At 74.0% G+C, this 17,136-nt stretch carries 14 protein-coding genes; 7 read left to right on the top strand and 7 right to left on the bottom strand.

Annotated elements, in window-relative coordinates:
• The first annotated feature begins 11 nt into the window (after positions 1–11).
• Positions 12–1,715, top strand: coding sequence for a glycosyl hydrolase family 8 (locus ACWJ6R_RS05025; protein ID WP_449061063.1), 1,704 nt, complete (start codon positions 12–14; stop codon positions 1,713–1,715).
• Positions 1,716–1,845: 130 nt separating this feature from the next.
• On the opposite strand, the gene ACWJ6R_RS05020 is transcribed toward ACWJ6R_RS05025, so the two are convergent.
• Together ACWJ6R_RS05020 and ACWJ6R_RS05015 are read right to left on the bottom strand one after the other, a co-directional pair.
• Complete coding sequence (locus ACWJ6R_RS05020; protein WP_449061062.1) at positions 1,846–5,286, bottom strand: DUF4153 domain-containing protein; 3,441 nt, start codon at positions 5,284–5,286, stop codon at positions 1,846–1,848.
• 179 nt (positions 5,287–5,465) lie between these two features.
• Complete coding sequence (locus ACWJ6R_RS05015; protein WP_449061061.1) at positions 5,466–6,155, bottom strand: response regulator transcription factor; 690 nt, start codon at positions 6,153–6,155, stop codon at positions 5,466–5,468.
• 246 nt (positions 6,156–6,401) lie between these two features.
• Between ACWJ6R_RS05015 and ACWJ6R_RS05010 the strand changes: the two genes are divergently transcribed.
• From ACWJ6R_RS05010 to ACWJ6R_RS05000, 3 genes are all read left to right on the top strand, one after another.
• On the top strand, positions 6,402–8,384 hold the full coding sequence (locus ACWJ6R_RS05010) for a protein kinase domain-containing protein (protein ID WP_449061060.1): 1,983 nt from the start codon (positions 6,402–6,404) through the stop codon (positions 8,382–8,384).
• On the top strand, positions 8,381–10,267 hold the full coding sequence (locus tag ACWJ6R_RS05005; protein ID WP_449061059.1) for a hypothetical protein: 1,887 nt from the start codon (positions 8,381–8,383) through the stop codon (positions 10,265–10,267). Before ACWJ6R_RS05010 ends, ACWJ6R_RS05005 begins: the two co-directional genes overlap by 4 nt.
• Before the next feature lie 136 nt (positions 10,268–10,403).
• Positions 10,404–10,595, top strand: a complete 192-nt coding sequence (locus ACWJ6R_RS05000; RefSeq protein WP_449061058.1) for a hypothetical protein — start codon at positions 10,404–10,406, stop codon at positions 10,593–10,595.
• A 91-nt stretch (positions 10,596–10,686) separates the two neighbouring features.
• Here the strand turns inward: ACWJ6R_RS05000 and ACWJ6R_RS04995 are convergent, their stop codons facing one another.
• The 3 genes from ACWJ6R_RS04995 to ACWJ6R_RS04985 all read right to left on the bottom strand — a co-directional run bounded on the left by ACWJ6R_RS04995 (position 10,687) and on the right by ACWJ6R_RS04985 (position 11,923).
• Complete coding sequence (locus ACWJ6R_RS04995; protein ID WP_449061057.1) at positions 10,687–11,004, bottom strand: DUF3817 domain-containing protein; 318 nt, start codon at positions 11,002–11,004, stop codon at positions 10,687–10,689.
• A gap of 65 nt (positions 11,005–11,069) precedes the next feature.
• A complete protein-coding gene (locus ACWJ6R_RS04990; protein ID WP_449061056.1) occupies positions 11,070–11,729 on the bottom strand; it encodes an SURF1 family protein in 660 nt (219 codons plus the stop codon).
• Complete coding sequence (locus ACWJ6R_RS04985) at positions 11,726–11,923, bottom strand: hypothetical protein (protein WP_449061055.1); 198 nt, start codon at positions 11,921–11,923, stop codon at positions 11,726–11,728. Before ACWJ6R_RS04985 ends, ACWJ6R_RS04990 begins: the two co-directional genes overlap by 4 nt.
• 270 nt (positions 11,924–12,193) lie before the next feature.
• Between ACWJ6R_RS04985 and ACWJ6R_RS04980 the strand changes: the two genes are divergently transcribed.
• Both ACWJ6R_RS04980 and ACWJ6R_RS04975 read left to right on the top strand, forming a co-directional pair.
• A complete protein-coding gene (locus ACWJ6R_RS04980) occupies positions 12,194–12,364 on the top strand; it encodes a hypothetical protein (protein ID WP_449061054.1) in 171 nt (56 codons plus the stop codon).
• 214 nt (positions 12,365–12,578) lie between these two features.
• Positions 12,579–14,036, top strand: coding sequence for a flavin-containing monooxygenase (locus ACWJ6R_RS04975; RefSeq protein ID WP_449061053.1), 1,458 nt, complete (start codon positions 12,579–12,581; stop codon positions 14,034–14,036).
• A gap of 100 nt (positions 14,037–14,136) precedes the next feature.
• Here the strand turns inward: ACWJ6R_RS04975 and ACWJ6R_RS04970 are convergent, their stop codons facing one another.
• Both ACWJ6R_RS04970 and ACWJ6R_RS04965 read right to left on the bottom strand, forming a co-directional pair.
• Positions 14,137–14,673: a gamma-glutamyltransferase gene (locus ACWJ6R_RS04970; protein ID WP_449061052.1), complete on the bottom strand. Its 537-nt coding sequence runs from the start codon at positions 14,671–14,673 to the stop codon at positions 14,137–14,139.
• Positions 14,577–15,986 (bottom strand): gamma-glutamyltransferase family protein, encoded by a 1,410-nt coding sequence (locus ACWJ6R_RS04965; RefSeq protein WP_449061051.1) that lies wholly within the window; start codon positions 15,984–15,986, stop codon positions 14,577–14,579. Before ACWJ6R_RS04965 ends, ACWJ6R_RS04970 begins: the two co-directional genes overlap by 97 nt.
• Before the next feature lie 127 nt (positions 15,987–16,113).
• Between ACWJ6R_RS04965 and ACWJ6R_RS04960 the strand changes: the two genes are divergently transcribed.
• A partial coding sequence (locus ACWJ6R_RS04960) for a sensor histidine kinase (protein ID WP_449061050.1) occupies positions 16,114–17,136 on the top strand: 1,023 nt, incomplete at its 3' end.

Here is a 17,136-nt window from a genome sequence, read left to right as displayed (position 1 = left end):
AGAGGGCTCCCATGTACGCGAGACCGCGCCCGCGGCGTCTCCGCCACCCCTCGACCCTCCTCGCCCTGGCACTGGGACTGATCGCGCCGGCGCTCGTGCTGGCCGCGCCCCCGGGCCACGCCGCCGACTCCCTCCTCTCCTGGGGCCGCCCGGCCGCCTCCTCCTCCGATGAGGACGCCGCGCTCCTGCCCGTCAAGGCCTTCGACGGCGACGCCTCCACCCGCTGGGCCTCCGCCGAGGGCGTCGACCCCCAGTGGCTCCGCGTCGACCTCGGCCGCTCCGCCGCCGTCTCCCGGGTCAAGCTGACCTGGGAGGCGGCCTACGCCAGGGCCTACCGGATCCAGGTCTCGCCCGACGGCTCGTCCTGGACCGACGTCTACTCCACCTCCTCGGGCGACGGCGCCGTGGACGACCTCGCCGTCTCCGGCACCGGCCGCTACGTCCGGATGTACGGCACCGGCCGGGGCACCCCGTACGGCTACTCGCTGTACGAGATGGAGGTCTACGGCTCCACCGGCGGCTCCACCCCGACCCCGTCCCCGACCCCGGTGCCCACGGCCGCCGGGCCGCGCGTCCCGTTCGGCGGGCACACGATCCCCTACGCCTCCGGGATGCTCCGTCCCGGCGGCGGCCAGGCCGCCCTCGACCAGAAGGTCGTCGACTACTACCGCAAGTGGAAGGCCGCGTTCGTCCGGCAGAACTGCGGCAACGGCTGGTACCAGATCATCTCCCCCGACGCCGACCACCCCTACGTCGCCGAGGCGCAGGGCTACGGCATGGTCATCGCCGCGACCATGGCGGGGGCCGACCCCGACGCGAAGAAGATCTTCGACGGCCTGCTGAAGTACGTCCTCGCCCACCCGTCCTCGATCACCCCCGGGCTGCTCGCCGCCGAGCAGGACACCTCCTGCAAGAGCGTCAACGGCGGCGACTCCGCCACCGACGGCGACCTGGACGTCGCCTACGGCCTGCTCCTGGCCGACCGGCAGTGGGGGAGCTCCGGCGCCTACGACTACAAGCGGCTCGCGGTCAAGCACATCAACGCGATCAAGGCCGGTGAGCTCAACCCGACCACCAAGCTGCTGAAGCTGGGCGACTGGAGCAGCTCCGGCGGTGAGCACTACTGGATCAGCCGGCCCTCCGACTGGATGATCGACCACTTCCGGGCCTTCCGGAAGGCGACCGGGGACGCGACCTGGGACACCGTCCGGGCCAACCATCAGAACCTCATCGCCGCCATGCAGTCGAAGTACGCCCCGGCCACCGGCCTGCTGCCCGACTTCGTGGTCGACACCGACGGCAACGCCCGGCCCGCGCCCGGCGAGGTGCTGGAGAGCGCCAACGACGGCGCCTTCTGGTGGAACGCCTGCCGGGTCCCGTGGCGGATCGCCGACGACGCGGTGACCAGCGGGGACGCCAGGTCCCTGGCCGCGGCGCGGAAGCTGAACGCCTGGATCAAGGCCAAGACGGGCGGCGACCCGGGCAGGATCGTCGCGGGCTACCGGCTCGACGGCGGCGCGCTGGCCGACCACGCCTCCCCCGCCTTCTTCGCCCCGTTCGCGGTGGCGGCGATGACCGACCCCGGCAGCCAGGCCTGGCTGGACGCCCTGTGGAACCGGATGCTCACCACCCCGATCTCCACCGACAGCTACTACGCCGCCAGCATCCAGCTCCAGGTCATGATCACCGTGACCGGCAACCACTGGGTGCCCTGACCCGCGCACCCGGCCGTGGCCCTCTCCCGGGGGTGGGGCCACGGCCGGGCCCGCCGCTCCCGTCGGTCCCGGCCGGTCCGGTCAGTCCGGTAAGTCCTGGCCGGTCCCGGCCGGCCCCGGCCCGGTCCTGTCAGTCCTGGTCGGGGATCAGGCGGGACGACGAGTAGCCGTCCAGGCACAGGACCACTCCCGGCGGGACGGGCCGCGCGGCGAGCACCTCCCTGGCCCGGTCCCGCGCCAGGTTCCAGCCGTTCCACGGGTCCGGCCGGTCGAGCCGGTTGGCCCGGGTCACGTCCCTCAGCACACAGCTGCGCAGCGGCTCCGGCAGCCGGTCCAGCGCGGGTACGGCCTCCGCCCCCAGGCCGCCCAGGTAGCGCTGGTCGAGCCGCTCCACGCCCCGGACGGCGAGCTGGGTCTCCGCGATCCGCAGGTCCGGATTCCACACCGCGAAGGCCAGCAGGCCCACGCCCGTCATCAGGACCATCGTCCGGGGCAGCCACCCGGCCGGGCCGCGCCGCAGCAGCCTCAGCGCGCCCGCGACGAGGACCAGCAGGAAGACGCCGCCGAGCCACCAGATGGCCGCCTGCACGGAGGCACGGAGCCGGGTGAGGCCGTAGGCGTCGACGTACAGGCCCAGCCGGTACATCGCGGAGGCCAGGATCACCATGGTCAGCGCGCACAGCAGGCCGAGCAGCCCGGCCATCAGCCAGCGCTCGCGCCCCTCCGTCTCGACCACCGCCGACGCGACCGCCACGATCGCCAGCACGAGGACGCTGACCGCGACCAGCTGGAAGAACCCGGAGCGGGCGTACTCGGCGTAGGTGAGGTCGGTGGTGGCCATCACCCAGCCCGCGTCGCCGAACAGCGCCGTCAGCTGCATCGCCACGAACGCGCCGAACAGCAGGTTGAGCGCCGCCAGCGGGGTCACCCACAGGCCGCGGCCGACGCGCAGGCGCGGGTTCGGCGCCTGCGGCTCGGCGACCGGCCGCAGGCCCACCAGCACGGCCGCGGCGACCACGACCGCGAAGACCGCGAAGACCAGGACCCGCAGCGGCAGCGTCTCCACCCAGTCCTGGGAGAACAGCAGCCGCCGCACCGCGCGGTCGAAGACCGCGTCCGCCGAGGCGAACAGCGCGCCGAAGATCCCGAGCAGCACCGCGGTCAGGCCGAACCCGACCAGCGTGGGCAGCACCCTGCGGGTCGCCATCCCCTTCGCCGACCCCTTCAGCTGCGCGGCCAGGAACCACGGCACCGGCAGCAGCCCCAGCAGCACCGAGGCCCCGCCCCTGGCCACGCCGAGCCAGCCCCGCCCGGCCCCCGACAGAGCGAGCGCGGCCATGCCGAACCCGGCGAGCAGGAGCAGCCCGACGAGCCAGTCGGCGTCCCGGAAGAGCGCCACCGAGATCAGCCCGTAGGCGACCAGTCCCATCGCCGCCGACCAGGGGGTGATCCGCTTCCTGACGACCGGCAGCACCGCCGTCCCCATCGCCACCGCCACCAGCACGAGCCCCACTCCCACCGAGCTGTACGGCAGGGCGACCGCGGCGAGCAGCCCCACGGCCGCGCAGACGGGGAGCAGCCACCGCGGCGCGTCCGGCACCTCGGGGCGCGGGAACACCGGCGGAGCCACGTACCCGCCGGGCGGTCCCCCGGCCGCCCTCCCCGCGGGAGCGGCCGGCTGCCGGACTGCCGCCCCCTGGACCGGTCCCTCCACCCCGCGGGAAGGGCCTGCTCCCGCCCTCTCCGTCGGCCTCTGCGGCACCCGCCCCGGACCGCCAGAGGACGGACCGCCGGAAGACGGAGTGGCGGAAGACGGACCACCGGAGGACGGAGTGGCGGAAGACGGAGCGGTGACCGGCTGATAGCCCGACCACAATCCGTCCGACGGCGTGGTGGCACCGATCACCGTGCCGACGAACGCCGCGACCAGCGGGGCGCCGACTCCCGCCAGGATGCCCAGGAAGGGCGAGACGGCTCCGAGGCCGAGACCGAGGAGCAGGCCCGCGAGAACGCCGAGGAAACCGCCGAGCAGGACCCCGCCGATCGCTCCCGGCCAGTTCCGGACTGTGACGGGGGCAGGTCCGAGGCCCCCCTGCAGGGGCCGGGAGGTCGTGATCCCGGGGTGGGCCGGAGGATGGAGCGGCGTCCGGACCACCCCCGCGGAGACGCGCGCCCCGGCGGGCGCGGATGTCCCCGCAGGCTCGGACGTCCCCGCGACAGGGGCGCCGGTGCGCGTCTCGGCGGAGGAGACGGGGGCTCCGGTGCGGGCCTCGGCGGAGCGGCCCTCGGGAGGACCGTCCGGACCCGGCGGTGTGCCGGGGGCACCCGGGAGGCGGTCGGGGGTCTCCGGGACGCCGGGTCCGTCTGAGGGGGGTTCCTCCGCGGAGATGCCGCCGGAGGCGGGAGGGGTGCTCATCGGGATCCTTCCTGGAAGGTCGACCGCTATCCGGCAGCCGACGCCGTCTTCGACACGGATGGAACCGCCGTGGAGTTCGACGATCTCCTTCGTGATGGCCAGGCCCAGCCCGGCTCCGCCCTGGTCCGCCGCCCGCCCCGCGTCCAGCCGGGAGAACCGCTCGAACACCCGGGCCCGATCCTCCTCGCGGATTCCCGGCCCCTGGTCGGTCACCAGCAGCCGCACGCCGGTGCCCTCGGGCCGGGCGGACAGGACCACGACACCGCCCTCGGGGCTGTGCCGTACCGCGTTGTCGAGCAGGTTCGCCAGCACCTGCGCCAGCAGGTCGGCGTCGGCCCGGACGCTCAGCCCGGCGGGCACCTCGCACCGGGCCGCCACCCCGTCCCGCGCCAGTACGGCCTCACGCAGCGCCTGCTCGCAGAGCGGGCCGAGCCCGACCTCGTCCCGCTCGATCAGCCTCGCTCCGGACTCCAGCCGGGACAGGTCCAGCAGCTGGGCGACCAGCCGCCCCAGCCGCTCCGTCTGGGCGAGCGCCGTACCGAGCGTCACCGGGTCGGGCTCCGAGACCCCGTCCACCACGTTCTCCAGCACCGCGCGCAGGGCGGTGATCGGGGTGCGGAGCTCGTGGCTGACGTTGGCGACCAGTTCCCGCCGCTGCCGGTCGACCTCGCCCAGGTCCGCCGCCATCGCGTTGAAGGCCCGGGCCAGCTCGCCGACCTCGTCGCGGGAGGTGGCCGTGACCCGCAGGCCGTACCGGCCCTTGGCGATGGTCTGCGCGGCGGCGGCCATCTCCCGCAGCGGCCGGATCATCCCCCGGGCCAGCAACTGCACCATGAGGAGCGCGAACAGCACCGCCACCGCGATCCGGACGTCCCGTGAGTAACCGGCGTTGATACCGACCTCGTTGACGACGAACGCCGCCACCACGGCCAGCAGGATCACCACGCCGAGCTTCGCCTTGATCCGGCCGAGGAAGTCGAGAGGCCGCGGCCAGCGCCTCCCCCGCTCCTCCGCCGGGACGTCGGACCGGCCGGCCGCGTCGCTGCGGACCGCGTCGCTTCGGGCCGCGTCGCTTCGGGAAGGGCCGGGCGGGGAGGAGGGAGAGGGACCGGTTCCCCGCCGGGCGGGCCGGGTGGTCCCTTCATCGGATCTCATGATGAATCGCATTCCGGAGTGTTCGAGTGGTGGAAGGGGGAATCGGTTCGCCACCGGGACCGCCGGCTCACGGAAGGCCCAGGCTTCACGCGAGCGCGGCCCCGGGGAAGATCAGGACTCGGCGAGGGCGCGGCCCCGGAGACGGTCAGGACTCGACGCGGGTGCGGCTCCGGGGAAGGTCAGGGCTTGACGAGGGCGTAGCCGACCCCGTGGACGGTCCGGACGGCTCCGGGGCCGAGCTTGCGGCGCAGGGCCCGCACGTGGCTGTCCACCGTCCGGGTGGCCGCGGCCTCGGAGAAGCCCCAGATGTCGGCGAGCAGCCGCTCCCGCTCGAACACCTGCCCCGGGCGCTCCGCCAGCCGGCAGAGCAGGTCGAACTCGGTCCGGGTCAGCCGTACCTCCGTGCCCGCCACGTAGACCCGGCGCTCGGCGGTGTCGATCTCGACGTCGCCGACGCGTACGACCGAGTCGTCCACCGCCAGCTGCGAGGCTCGCTCCACCCGCCGCAGCAGCGCGTGCACCCGCGCGACCAGCTCGCGCATGCTGAAGGGCTTGGTCATGTAGTCGTCGGCCCCGACCCCGAGCCCCACCAGCAGGTCGGTCTCCTCCCCCAGCGCGGTGAGCATGAGCACCGGCACCGGCCGGGCGGCCTGCATCCGGCGGCAGACCTCCAGGCCGTCGAGGCCGGGGAGCAGCCGGTCGAGGACCACCACGTCGGGCTCGGCCTTCGCGTAGGCCGCCAGCGCGCCCTCCCCGTCCCCGGCGACCCGCACGTCGAAGCCCTCCGCCGCGAGACGGTGCCGTACGGCCCGCGCGATCGTCTCGTCGTCCTCCACCACGAGGACACGTCGTTGCTGGGGAAATGCCATACGAGGAGAGTAGAGGCGCCTCGTGCAGATGACTTGGGGTGAATTGTGAAGATTCCGCGTACACCGGGGTGCACTCCGTGTGGATTGCGGCGATGGATACAGAACCGCGGCGTGTGATCACGATCGTGATGGAAAGGAGGACCTTCGCTCGTTGGTCCCCATCCCGTTGAATGGCTATCTTTTGAGCGCGACAAGCTGTCCGATACGGGCCAGTGGACCTTCTGAGCGAGACAGCCGGTGAACGGGGTGAACAGGATCGACGCACGAGTGCTGGCGGGCCGTTACCGCCTCCTCCGCCCCCTCTCCGAGGGCGGTGACGGCATCGTGTGGCTCGCCACCGACGAGGTTCACCACCGCGATGTGGCGGTCAGGGAGGTACGGATCCCGTCCGGCCTCGGGCCCGTCGTGCGGCAGACGTTCCACGCCGCCGCCCTGCGCGAGACCAACCTGGCCGTCCGGATCAAGCATCCCTCCATCGTCGTCGTGCACGACGTGGTCGTCGACGACGACCGCCCGTGGATCGTCATGGAGCTGCTGCACGGGGCGTCCCTGAAGGAGACCGTCCGGGAGCGGCGGCCGCTCCCTCCCCGTCAGGCCGCCCGGGTCGGCGCGGGCGTCCTCGGCGCGCTGTCCGAGGTGCACGCCGCCGGGGTGCTGCATCGGGGGATCGCACCGGGCAACGTCTTCCTCGCCGAGGACGGCCGGGCCCTCCTCACCGATTTCGGCATCGTCCTCACCGAGGGCGGGGGCGAGGCCCCGAGCACCGGCCGCCCGATCGGCGCCCCCGGTTACACCGCTCCGGAGCGGTTGCGCGGCGCGCTCGGCGACGCGCGCTCCGACCTGTGGTCACTCGGCGCCACCCTCTACTTCGCCGTCGAGGGCACGCCCCCGCACCCCGCGGACACCCCCGCCGACACGATCAGGCGGACGCTCGCCGAACCGCCCCGGCGGCCGGAGCGCGCGGGCGCGCTGGGCCCGCTGCTGATGCTCATGCTGGCCCCGTCCCCCATCGCCCGGCCGTCCGCCGAGGCCGTCGCCCGGATGCTGGAAGACGTCGCCCAGGGCCGCTCCACCGCCGCACTTCCCCCGGCGCCCGCCCCTGCCGCGTCGGCCCGTCCCGGGGCCCTCCCCGCCCCGGCCTCCTCCGAGACCTCCCTCCCGGGACCGGCTGCTCCCGAGACCTCCCTCCCGGGACCGGCTGCTCCCGAGACCTCCCTCCCGGGACCGATCGCTCCCGGGACCTCTTTCCCGGGAGCGGACACCTCCGCCGCCGCGTTCCCCGGATCCGTCACGTCCGGGCCGATCCTCCCCGCACCGGCCGCCTCCGGCCACGGGCTCCCCGGGCTGGTCCCTGACCGGGCCGACGGCCCCGGACCGGTCCCACCCGGGCACGCGCTCCCCTCGCCGGCCCCCGTCGACGCCGATGACTCCCGGCCCGGTGGGGCCGGCCCTCATCGGGATGCGACCGGCGGGCTCCCCGGGATCCCCTCGGAGCCGTCCTCCGGAGCGGTCCCCGCCCGGTTCCCGCGTGAGAGCGGCGTTCGAGCCCGCTCCCCGCGCCCGGGTGGCCCCCTGGCCTGGGCGGCGGCCGAGATCGCCGCGCTGGCGGTGCTCGGCGGCCTCGCCATGGGCGTGACCGGCCTCGTCTCCTCCGCCACGGCCCCGGCCCCCGCCGCGGGGCTCAGCGAGCAGCCCGGTGCTTTCACCGCCCCGGTGGACGTGTGCGGGCTGATTCCCGTGGACCGGGTCAGGCAGTTGCTCCCGGCCCTGGCGGGCGGAGGGAAGCCGACCAGCGGGGGCGGCTGCGAGTGGACGAGCCCCGGGACGGCGCTGACGGTCGCCCCGGCCGGCCCGGTCGCGCAGTGGGGCAGGAGCCCGCGGCAGGCACACGAGCTCTTCGTCAACCGGCGCAACGGCACCATCCCCGACGGCAGGCTCGTCTGGAGCCGATCGAGCATCTCCGCCGGGATCCGCTCCGCCAGGAGCACCGGTCCGCTGCCGGTGAAACCCGTCGGGGAGGAGGCGTTCGGCCACGATGTGTACGAGAACCGCCTGACCGGCAGGCTGGAGCGGAGCCACGTGACGTTCCGCGTGGACAACCTGGTCGTCGAGGTCGAGTACACCGTGGTGGACGGCAGCAAGGACGGTCCCGCGATCCAGAGCGGGGCCCACACCGCAGCTACCTGGGTCGCGGACGCGTTGAGAAAGCAGAGGGCGGCAGCCGGATGAATCAGGCAGACTCCCCCAGGCCGTACGGCCGGCACGCCGGCGCCGGATCGGGGTCCGGCGTCTCGGACGCCGACCCTCTCGGCCTCGGGATCCCCGCGCAGACCTCCCTGGAGCTCGTCATCGGACGCCACGGCCCGATGACGCCGGCTCAGGCCGCCCGGATCGGCCTGTCCGTGCTGGACCAGCTCATGAGCGTGCACCGGCACGGGATGGCCCACGGCGACGTACGGCCGGGCTCGGTCCTGATGGGACCGCAGGATCAGGTGGTCCTGGCCGGGCCGTCCCTCCGCTCGCCGGTCTTCACCGCTCCCGAGGGCGTCACCGGCCCGGTCGCGGACCTGTGGTCCCTGGGCGCGACCCTCTTCACCGCCGTCGAGGGCAGGCCCCCTGCTCCCGGCGCCTCGCTGCAGAACGCGGGTCCGCTCGGCCCGATCCTGGTCGGCCTCCTCGCGGGCGACCCGGCCCTCCGCCCCGGTCCGGGCCCGCTCCGCGACGGCCTGCTGGAGGTATCCCAGGGACGCCCCGCACCGTTCCCCGCGCTTCCCGCGCCTCCCACCCTCCACGCCCCGTCACCGGCCTCCGACTCCGGTGACGCCGCCGTCTCGCCGCCCGCCTCCGGCGGCGCCTTCGCCTCGCCTCCTACCTCCGACCTGGGCGGCGCCTTCCCCTTCTCGTCATCGGACTCCGAACCGGGCCGCGCGGTCCCCGGTCCGGCGACTCCGGTCCCGCAGCCGCCCTGGGCCGGTGCCCCGCCGCAGGCTCCGTCCGGGTTCCCGCCTCGGGGACCCGGGCAGGCCCCCGCGTTCCCATCCCAGGAACCGGCGCAGGCATCGCCGTTCTCATCCCAGGAACCGGCGCAGGCCCCCGCGTTCCCGCCCCAGGAACCGGCGCAGGCATCGCCGTTCCCGCCCGGAGCGGCCGGATCCGCGCAGCCCGGCTCCCCCGAACTGACGGTGCCCTTCCGGATTCAGCCCCCGGCAGCCGGTGTCCCGGCTCACGCCTCCGCCTCGACGGCCCCCGCACCGACCCCCACGCCGCCACCCGCACCCGCACCGGCACCGGCACCGGAGGTCGCCGCCGCCCCGGCGGTCTCCGCCGTACCCGCCTCTGCGGACCCGGCGCCTCCCGGCCCATCGGGCGACACGTCTCCCGCCCCCCGGGACGTCTCCTCCAGCGGGGGTCCCGGTTCCGCCTCCGCCGTACCTCCTGCCGCGCGTCCCGCAGGCCGGCCGGGCGGTGTCCTCGTCCCACGCTCGATCGTGGCGCTGACCGGCGTGCTGATGGCGGGCATGGCGGTCACCATCGGGATCCTGCTCGTCCCGGTGCTGAGCGGTTCCGGCGAGAACGAGAGCACGGACCCCGGCGCCAGGGGCCGCTTCGCCGCCGCTCCGAGGGCCTGCGGCCTGCTCACCGACGCGCAGGCGGGGGAGGTCGTCCCCGGCTTCAGGAGCTCGGAGGTCGAGCCCGCCGAGTGCAACTGGCTCAACAGCGCCGACTGGCGCAAACCCGGCTCGGAGAAGTTCGACCTGCGGGTGCGCCTGGTCGCCCAGAAGCAGGACGGGTCGGAGGTGCGGCGGGCGCAGGAGTACCTCGCGGGAAGGAAGCAGGACACCCGCGACCAGAGCGAGCGCGCCACGCCCGCCCCCCTCCCGCCCCAGGACCTGAAGGGTCTCGGGGAGGAGGCCTTCATCACCGGCGGATACGGGCCGAGCAAGCTCTACGGCGGCTCCTACAAGGTGACCGTGGTCTTCCGTGTCAGCAACCTCGTCGCCGAGGTCGAGTACGAGCGGGGCAGCGTCAAGGAGGACGCCGACGGCAGGGTCGCGGAGAACGGCGCGAAGGTGGCCCGCTGGGTCGCCGAGGCACTCAGAGCCCGAGGCTGACCCGCCGGACCGCGGGGCCCTCGGGCAGAACACGATATATCTCAGGCGGAACCCGGGCGGGTGGCCCACACGTTGACCGGGCGACGCAGAATGTCACCAGGCGGGGCGCACGCTCCGCGTTCGGAGGATGTTGAGGATGTCGCCCATCCAGAAGTACGCGATCGGCGCCGGAGCAGCCGTGCTGCTCTCGTGGATCTTCCTGCCGGGTTGGCTGACCCTGCTGGTCGTCCTCGGCGTCGTCGCCGCCCCGGCCGTCGGCTATCTGATGCTCGACCCCTCCCAGCGGGAGCGGCTCAAGCGCGCCCGCAGGCGGGGCATCGGCCGCTGATCCGGCGCGGAGGCCCGCTCCGGCGGACCTCCGCGTCACAGCGCTCCGGCACCCCGTCCCACGGCGTCGCGGACGGGCCCTCCGCGCGGAGTCAGGCGGCCGCCGCGGCGGTCTCGGCCTCCACGCGCCGGGTGACCTTGCGCTCGAAGACGAACGAGAGCAGCGGCACGGTGCCCGCGAGCATCACGCCCAGGATGTACTGCCACGACCAGCGGGCCTTCATGCCCAGGTTCATCGCGGCCACCAGGTACAGCATGTAGAGGAAGCCGTGGATCGGGGAGACGACCTTCGACGGCCCCTCGATGCCGAAGCCGTATCTGAGCACGATGCACCCGGTCAGGACGAGCAGCATCACGCCGACGACGTACGCCAGGACTCGGAAGGGCTTGAGGGCGGATTCCACGGTCATCTACCTCGGGTCGGGGAGCGGAGACGTTCAACGATATGCGGGGTCGGGCGGGGGTGCGCGCGGGGTCAGACGGCGGCCGGCCGGGACTCCGGCCCGGCCCCTGAGCCCGCACCGGAGGCGGATTCCGGTGCGGGATCCGGTGCGGGATCCGGCTCCGCACCGGGATCCGTACCGGGGTCCGGACCGTTTCCGGGTTCCGGGGCTCCCCTCCCGCCCCGGAGGGCGTCACGCACGAAATGCCACCACATGAAGACGGCGAACAGGCCGAAGATCCACCACTGGGCGGCGTAGGCGAGATTGCGCCAGGTGAGCACGCCCTCCTGTGTCGGCGCGGGGGCGTGGACCGGCTCGGCGGCGACGGGCGGGGCCGGTGACTGGGCGGTGGCGATCACGAAGCCGTCGCGCAGTCTCACACCCCGCCACAGGTTGACCAGCTCCGCCGACGACACCGTCAGCACCTGCCCCTGCGGCAGCTGCCGGGTCCTGCGCTGCACGCTGTCGGTCGGCTCCGACGCCTGCAGCCGCCCGGTCACGGTCACCTTCCCCTGCGGCACGGCCGTCGCCGGGTCCCCTGCCGCGGGCACCCGGCCGCGCACGACGGGGATCACCGTGCCGTCGCCCAGGTCGAGCGGGGTCAGGACCCACAGGCCCTCGTCCCGCTGCGCCACCAAGAGCTGCCGGGAGGCGTCGAAGGTCCCCTCCGCCATCACCTGGCGGCCGATCACGTCGCCGCCAGGTGGCGGCCGGCCTCGGTCAGCGTGCCCACCGCCACCGGGGCGGGGTCCCGCGTGGACTGGGGCTTGCCGGAATCCTCGAAGACCCCGAGTTGCCAGCGGCCGAGCAGTCCGCACACGACGAGCGCTCCGACCGCGAGGAGGTGGAGCACCACCACGCGCGGAGAGAACAGGATCCGGAGCATGGCACCACGCTATCCGCCCGTACCCGCGGTCCCGCCCCCAGGACCTCGCCACGCCCGCAACGGTCCGTCGGCGACCCGGCGTGGTGTCGGCGTGGTGTCCGGTGTGGCGCCTGCGTTCCGACGACGTGCCGACGACGTGCCGACGACGTGCCGATGGCGTGGCGATGGCGTGGTGACGGAAAGCGGTGGAGTATCGGGCGGAGACGCCGGGGACAGGCCGGGTGCGGGAACACAGGTTGAAAAGTCGCGATGTGTCGCTAAAGTCGACCCATGTCTGACCCTCAGATCGACCCGGCAGGGAACACCCAGCAGTTCCGAGCGTTCGCCCAGCGGAAGGACCCGGAGGCCGCCCCGCAGCAGCGGTCGCCGATCGTCCCCATCGCGGTGGGCGTGGTGGTGGTGCTGGTCATCGCCGCCATCGCCGCCTACCTGATCCTCTAGCCGCACCCCCGGTCACACGGCAGGGCGGCGACCGCCCCGCCGTACGACCCGACGCACGCCCGCTCGCGCCGACGGCCTCGCCCTCGGCGCTTTTCGCGTACCCGGAGATCTCCGGAATACCGACCAGTCGGTTTCATGAAGCGGACGGCGCCGGGGATGGACGGCGTACCGGCCCGCTCGTTACATTGGACATCGAGTCCAATAAGGAGATGGGATGAGAACCTCCCCCGGGATGACCATCATCGGCTCGGGCTTCGCCGGACTGTGCATGGCGATCAAGCTGAAGGAGGCCGGATACCACGACTTCGTGATCCTGGAGAAGGCCACCGAACTCGGCGGCACCTGGCGGGACAACACCTACCCCGGCTGCGCCTGCGACGTCCCCTCGCACATGTACTCCTTCTCCTTCGAGCTCAACCCCGGCTGGTCGCGGATGTTCTCCCCGCAGCAGGAGATCTGGGACTACATGCGCGCCTGCGCGGAGAAGTACGGCCTCGGCCCGCACCTGAGGTTCGGCAAGGAGGTCGTCTCCCTGGAGTACGACGACGCGGCCCGCCACTGGCGGGTCGGCACCGCCGACGGTGAGGCGTTCACCACCAACGCGGTCGTCTCGGGCGTCGGCGCGCTGCACCTCCCGTCGCTCCCGGAGATCGCGGGCCGTGAGCGCTTCCGCGGACCGGCCTTCCACTCGGCCGCCTGGGACCACTCGGTGGATCTGACCGGCAAGCGGGTCGCGGTGGTCGGCACCGGGGCCTCCGCGGTGCAGTTCGTCCCCAGGATCGCCGAACGGGCCGCCCGCCTGACCGTCTACCAGCGCACCGCGCCCTGGATCCAGCCCAAGCCCGACTTCGCCTTCCCGGAGCGGGTCACGCGGCTGCTCGCCCTGCCCGGCGCGGCCCGGGCGCTGCGCAGCGCGGTCTACTGGGCGCTGGAGACCCGCGCGCTCGGCTTCACCGTCGACCCGCGCCTGATGAAGGTGCACGAGGCGCTCGCCCTGCGCCACCTGGAGCGGCAGGTCCCCGACCCGGGACTGCGGGCCAGGCTGACCCCGGACTACACGATCGGCTGCAAGCGCATCCTGCTCTCCGACGACTACTATCCCGCGCTCACCAGGGAGAACGTCGAGGTCGTGACCGACGGGATCACCGAGATCCGGGAGGGCTCGATCGTCGACGCCTCCGGCCGGGAGACCGAGGCCGACGTGATCGTCTACGGCACCGGCTTCAAGGTCGTGGACGCGCTGAACGACCAGCGGATCACCGGCCGCGACGGCCGGAAGATCCAGGACGCCTGGCAGGACGGCGTCGAGGCCTACTACGGCGTCACCGTCTCGGGCTTCCCGAACCTGTTCTTCCTCCTCGGGCCGAACACCGGCCTGGGCCACAACTCGGTCGTGTTCATGATCGAGTCCCAGGTCCGGTACGTGATCGAGTGCCTGCGGCTGCTCTCCCGTACCGGGGCCAGGGCCCTGGACGTCCGCCCCGAGGCGCAGCGCGACTTCAACGACCGCCTCCAGCGGCGCCTTTCCGCCCTGGTCTGGAACGAGGGCGGCTGCCGGAGCTGGTACCTCGACTCCCGCGGCGTCAACCGCACCACCTGGCCGGGCTTCACCTTCGAGTACTGGGCACGGACCCGGAAGGTGAGACCCGGCGCCTACCGGCTCATCCGCTGACCGCCGACGGGTGGCGGGCGGCGAAGACGGACGGCTCGGCCCCGGACGGGCGGCGCGCCGGTCTGTCCCCGGCCGGGCGGCCGGGAACAGACCGGCACGGTCACCGGCGGGTCGGGGAGACGACCAGCGCGCTGCCGCCGCCCCTGCGGGACGGCTCGGCGACCGCCTGCAGCCGGCCGCGGCCGAGGAACTCCACGGCCGTGGCCGCGCCGATCTCCGGGTTGAGGACCAGGCTGTGGCCGCGCCCGGTCAGCTCGGCGCCGTAGCGGTCGATGAACCCCTGCTCCGCCTGGGTCTGGGCGGTGTTGCGCTGGGTCGCCCGGGGCGCGGCGAGGGCCTCGGGCAGGGACATGCCGAGCTCCCAGCGGTTGACGAGGATCTGCAGCACGGTCGTGATGATCGTGGACCCGCCGGGCGAGCCCAGGGCCAGCAGCGGCTTCCCGTCGGCCAGGACGATCGTCGGGGCCATGGACGAGCGGGGCCGCTTGCCGGGGCCGGGCAGGTTCGGGTCGCCGGGGGCCGGACCGAAGGTGAAGTCGGTCAGCTCGTTGTTGAGCAGGAAACCCCGGCCGGGACGACGATGCCGTTGCCACCGGTGGACTCGATGGTGATGTTGTAGGCCACCACGTTCCCCCACCGGTCCGCCACCACCAGGTGGGTGGTCTCCGGGCCCTCCGGGGCGGCGGTGCCGGTCTCCGGGGCGGCGGTGCCGGTCTCCGGGGCGGTCGGCGAGGCCGCCGGGCACGGCCCGTAGGTCCCGTCGGGCTCCCCCGCCGGGGCCGGGTGGGCCATCGCCCGCTCGGTGACCAGACAGGCGCGTTCCTTGGCGAACCCGTCGGAGAGCAGCTCCGCCAGTGGCACGCCGGGGACGTCACCGACGTACCTGCCCCGGTCGGCGAAGGCCAGCCGGGACGCCTCCAGGTACTCGTGCGGGCCGGCCTCCGGCAGCGCCTCCAGGATGTTCAGCGCCTCGCCGACGGTGGACCCGCCGGAGGACGGGGGCGCCATGCCGTACACGTCCATGCCCTTGTAGACGACCTTCGTCGGCGGCCGCTCCAGCGCCCGGTAGGCCCTCAGGTCCGGCAGCTCCATCAGACCCGGCCGGACGTTCCGGGTGGAGCCGGGCGTGACCGGCGGCCGCTTCACGGTCGCCACGACCTCCTCGCCGAGCCGCCCGCCGTACAGCCAGCGGGGGCCCTTCCTGCCGAGCGTGCGGTAGGTCTCGGCCAGCTCGGGGTTGCGGAACGTGGAGCCGACCCGCGGCGGCGCGCCGCCGGGCAGGAAGAGCTTCGCGGTGGAGGTGAAGTCAGCGAACCGGGCCGCGTTGGCGGCGGTCTGGTCGTGGAACGTCTGGTCGACGGTGAAGCCCCGGTCGGCCACCTCGACCGCCGGCTGCAGCGCCTGGCGGAGCGAGAGCGTGCCGAACCGGCGCAGCGCCAGCTCCCACTGGGCCACACTGCCGGGTACCCCGGCCGACAGCCCGCTGGTGACGGCCTCCTCGAACGGGACGCCCTCCAGCGAGGTCGCCGTCATCGCCTTCGGGGCCGTCTCGCGGCCGTCGATCGTGTGGACCTTCCCGCGCCGCGCGTCGTAGTGGAGGAGGAACCCGCCTCCGGCCAGTCCGGCCGAGTAGGGCTCGGTCACCCCCAGCACGGCCGCCGCGGCGACCGCCGCGTCGACGGCGTTGCCCCCGCGCTTCAGGATCCTCAGCGCCGCCCTGCTCGCGTCCGGGTCGACGGTCGAGACCGCGCCGCCGTACCCTTCGGCGACGGGGGCCTTCCCGGCCTGCTCCCCGCCCGGTCTCCCGGTCGCCGGCGAGGTCGTCGGCGCGGTCGCCGGTGCGACCGGCTGCGGGGTCTGCGGTGGGCTGGCCGAGGCCGGCCGGGTGAGCACGGTGGAGCCCGCCACCAGGATCACTGCGAGGGGTACGGCAGAGCGATGAGTGATCATATGTCCTCCCGCGCACAGCTTTACCCACCTCGACAGGGTTGTCAGCCTCATGTACCGCCGCAGATGTAGCGGCGCCTGACCCTCCGGACGGACGCGCAGGTCAGACGGGCGGGCGTAGGGTGCTGGCGTGCGCACCCGACTCCGCTGGACCGACCGGATGCTCCCGCTGATCGTGGGAGCCGTCCAGGTCGCGACCAACTACGGGGCGCAGGGCAACCAGCCCGAGCGGCTCCCGGCGGACCCGCTCGGCGTCGTCCTGCTGCTCGCCGGGCCGCTCGCCCTGTTCTGGCGGCGGCGAAATCCGGTGCTCACCCTGACCGTCACCGTCGTCACGATGGTCGTCTTCGTCGCCCGGGGCCACGCCTACGGCCCGATCTTCTTCAGCCCGGCCATCGCGCTCCACCAGGCCCTCGTCCTGGGCCACCGCCGGGCCGCATGGACTGCGGCGGCGGCGGCCTACGCGTTCTTCCTCGTGCACACCACCTGGCTGGCGCCCGTCCCCAGCACAGGCCTGTGGCACTCCCTGGCCATGGCCGCCGTCATGGGGGTGCTGCTGGCCACGGGCGAGTTCGCGCGGGCCAGGAGGGAGCGCAAGGCGGAGCGGGAGCGGACGGCGCGGGAGGAGACCCGGCGGCAGGTCAGCGAGGAGCGGCTGACCATGGCCCAGGAGCTGCACGACGTGCTCGCGCACAACATCTCGCTCATCCACGTCCAGGCGTCCACCGCGCTGCACCTGATCGACGACCACCCCGAGCAGGCCCGCACCGCGCTCGCCACGATCAAACAGGCTTCCAAGGACGTGCTGACCGAGATGCGCTCAGTGATCGGCGTCCTGCGCGACGACGCGCCGCGCTCCCCCACCGCCGGGCTCGACCGGCTGGGCGAGCTGATCGGGCGGAGCGGCCTCGACGTCACCGCGGAGACCGCCGGAGACGTCCGGCCGCTCCCTCCGGGCGTGGAGCGGGCCGGGTACCGCATCGTGCAGGAGTGCCTCACCAACGCGCGCCGCCACGCCCCCGGCTCCTCCGTCACGGTCCTGCTGGAGTACGGCGCCCGCGAGCTGCTGATCCGGGTCACCGACTCCGGCGCCCCCCGGACGCCCGCCGCGGGTCCGGACGGCCGCCCGGCGGGCGTCCCCGGCGCGGACCCG

This window comes from Planomonospora algeriensis, assembly GCF_977012225.1.
This window is presented reverse-complemented; position numbering and strand designations above follow the sequence as displayed.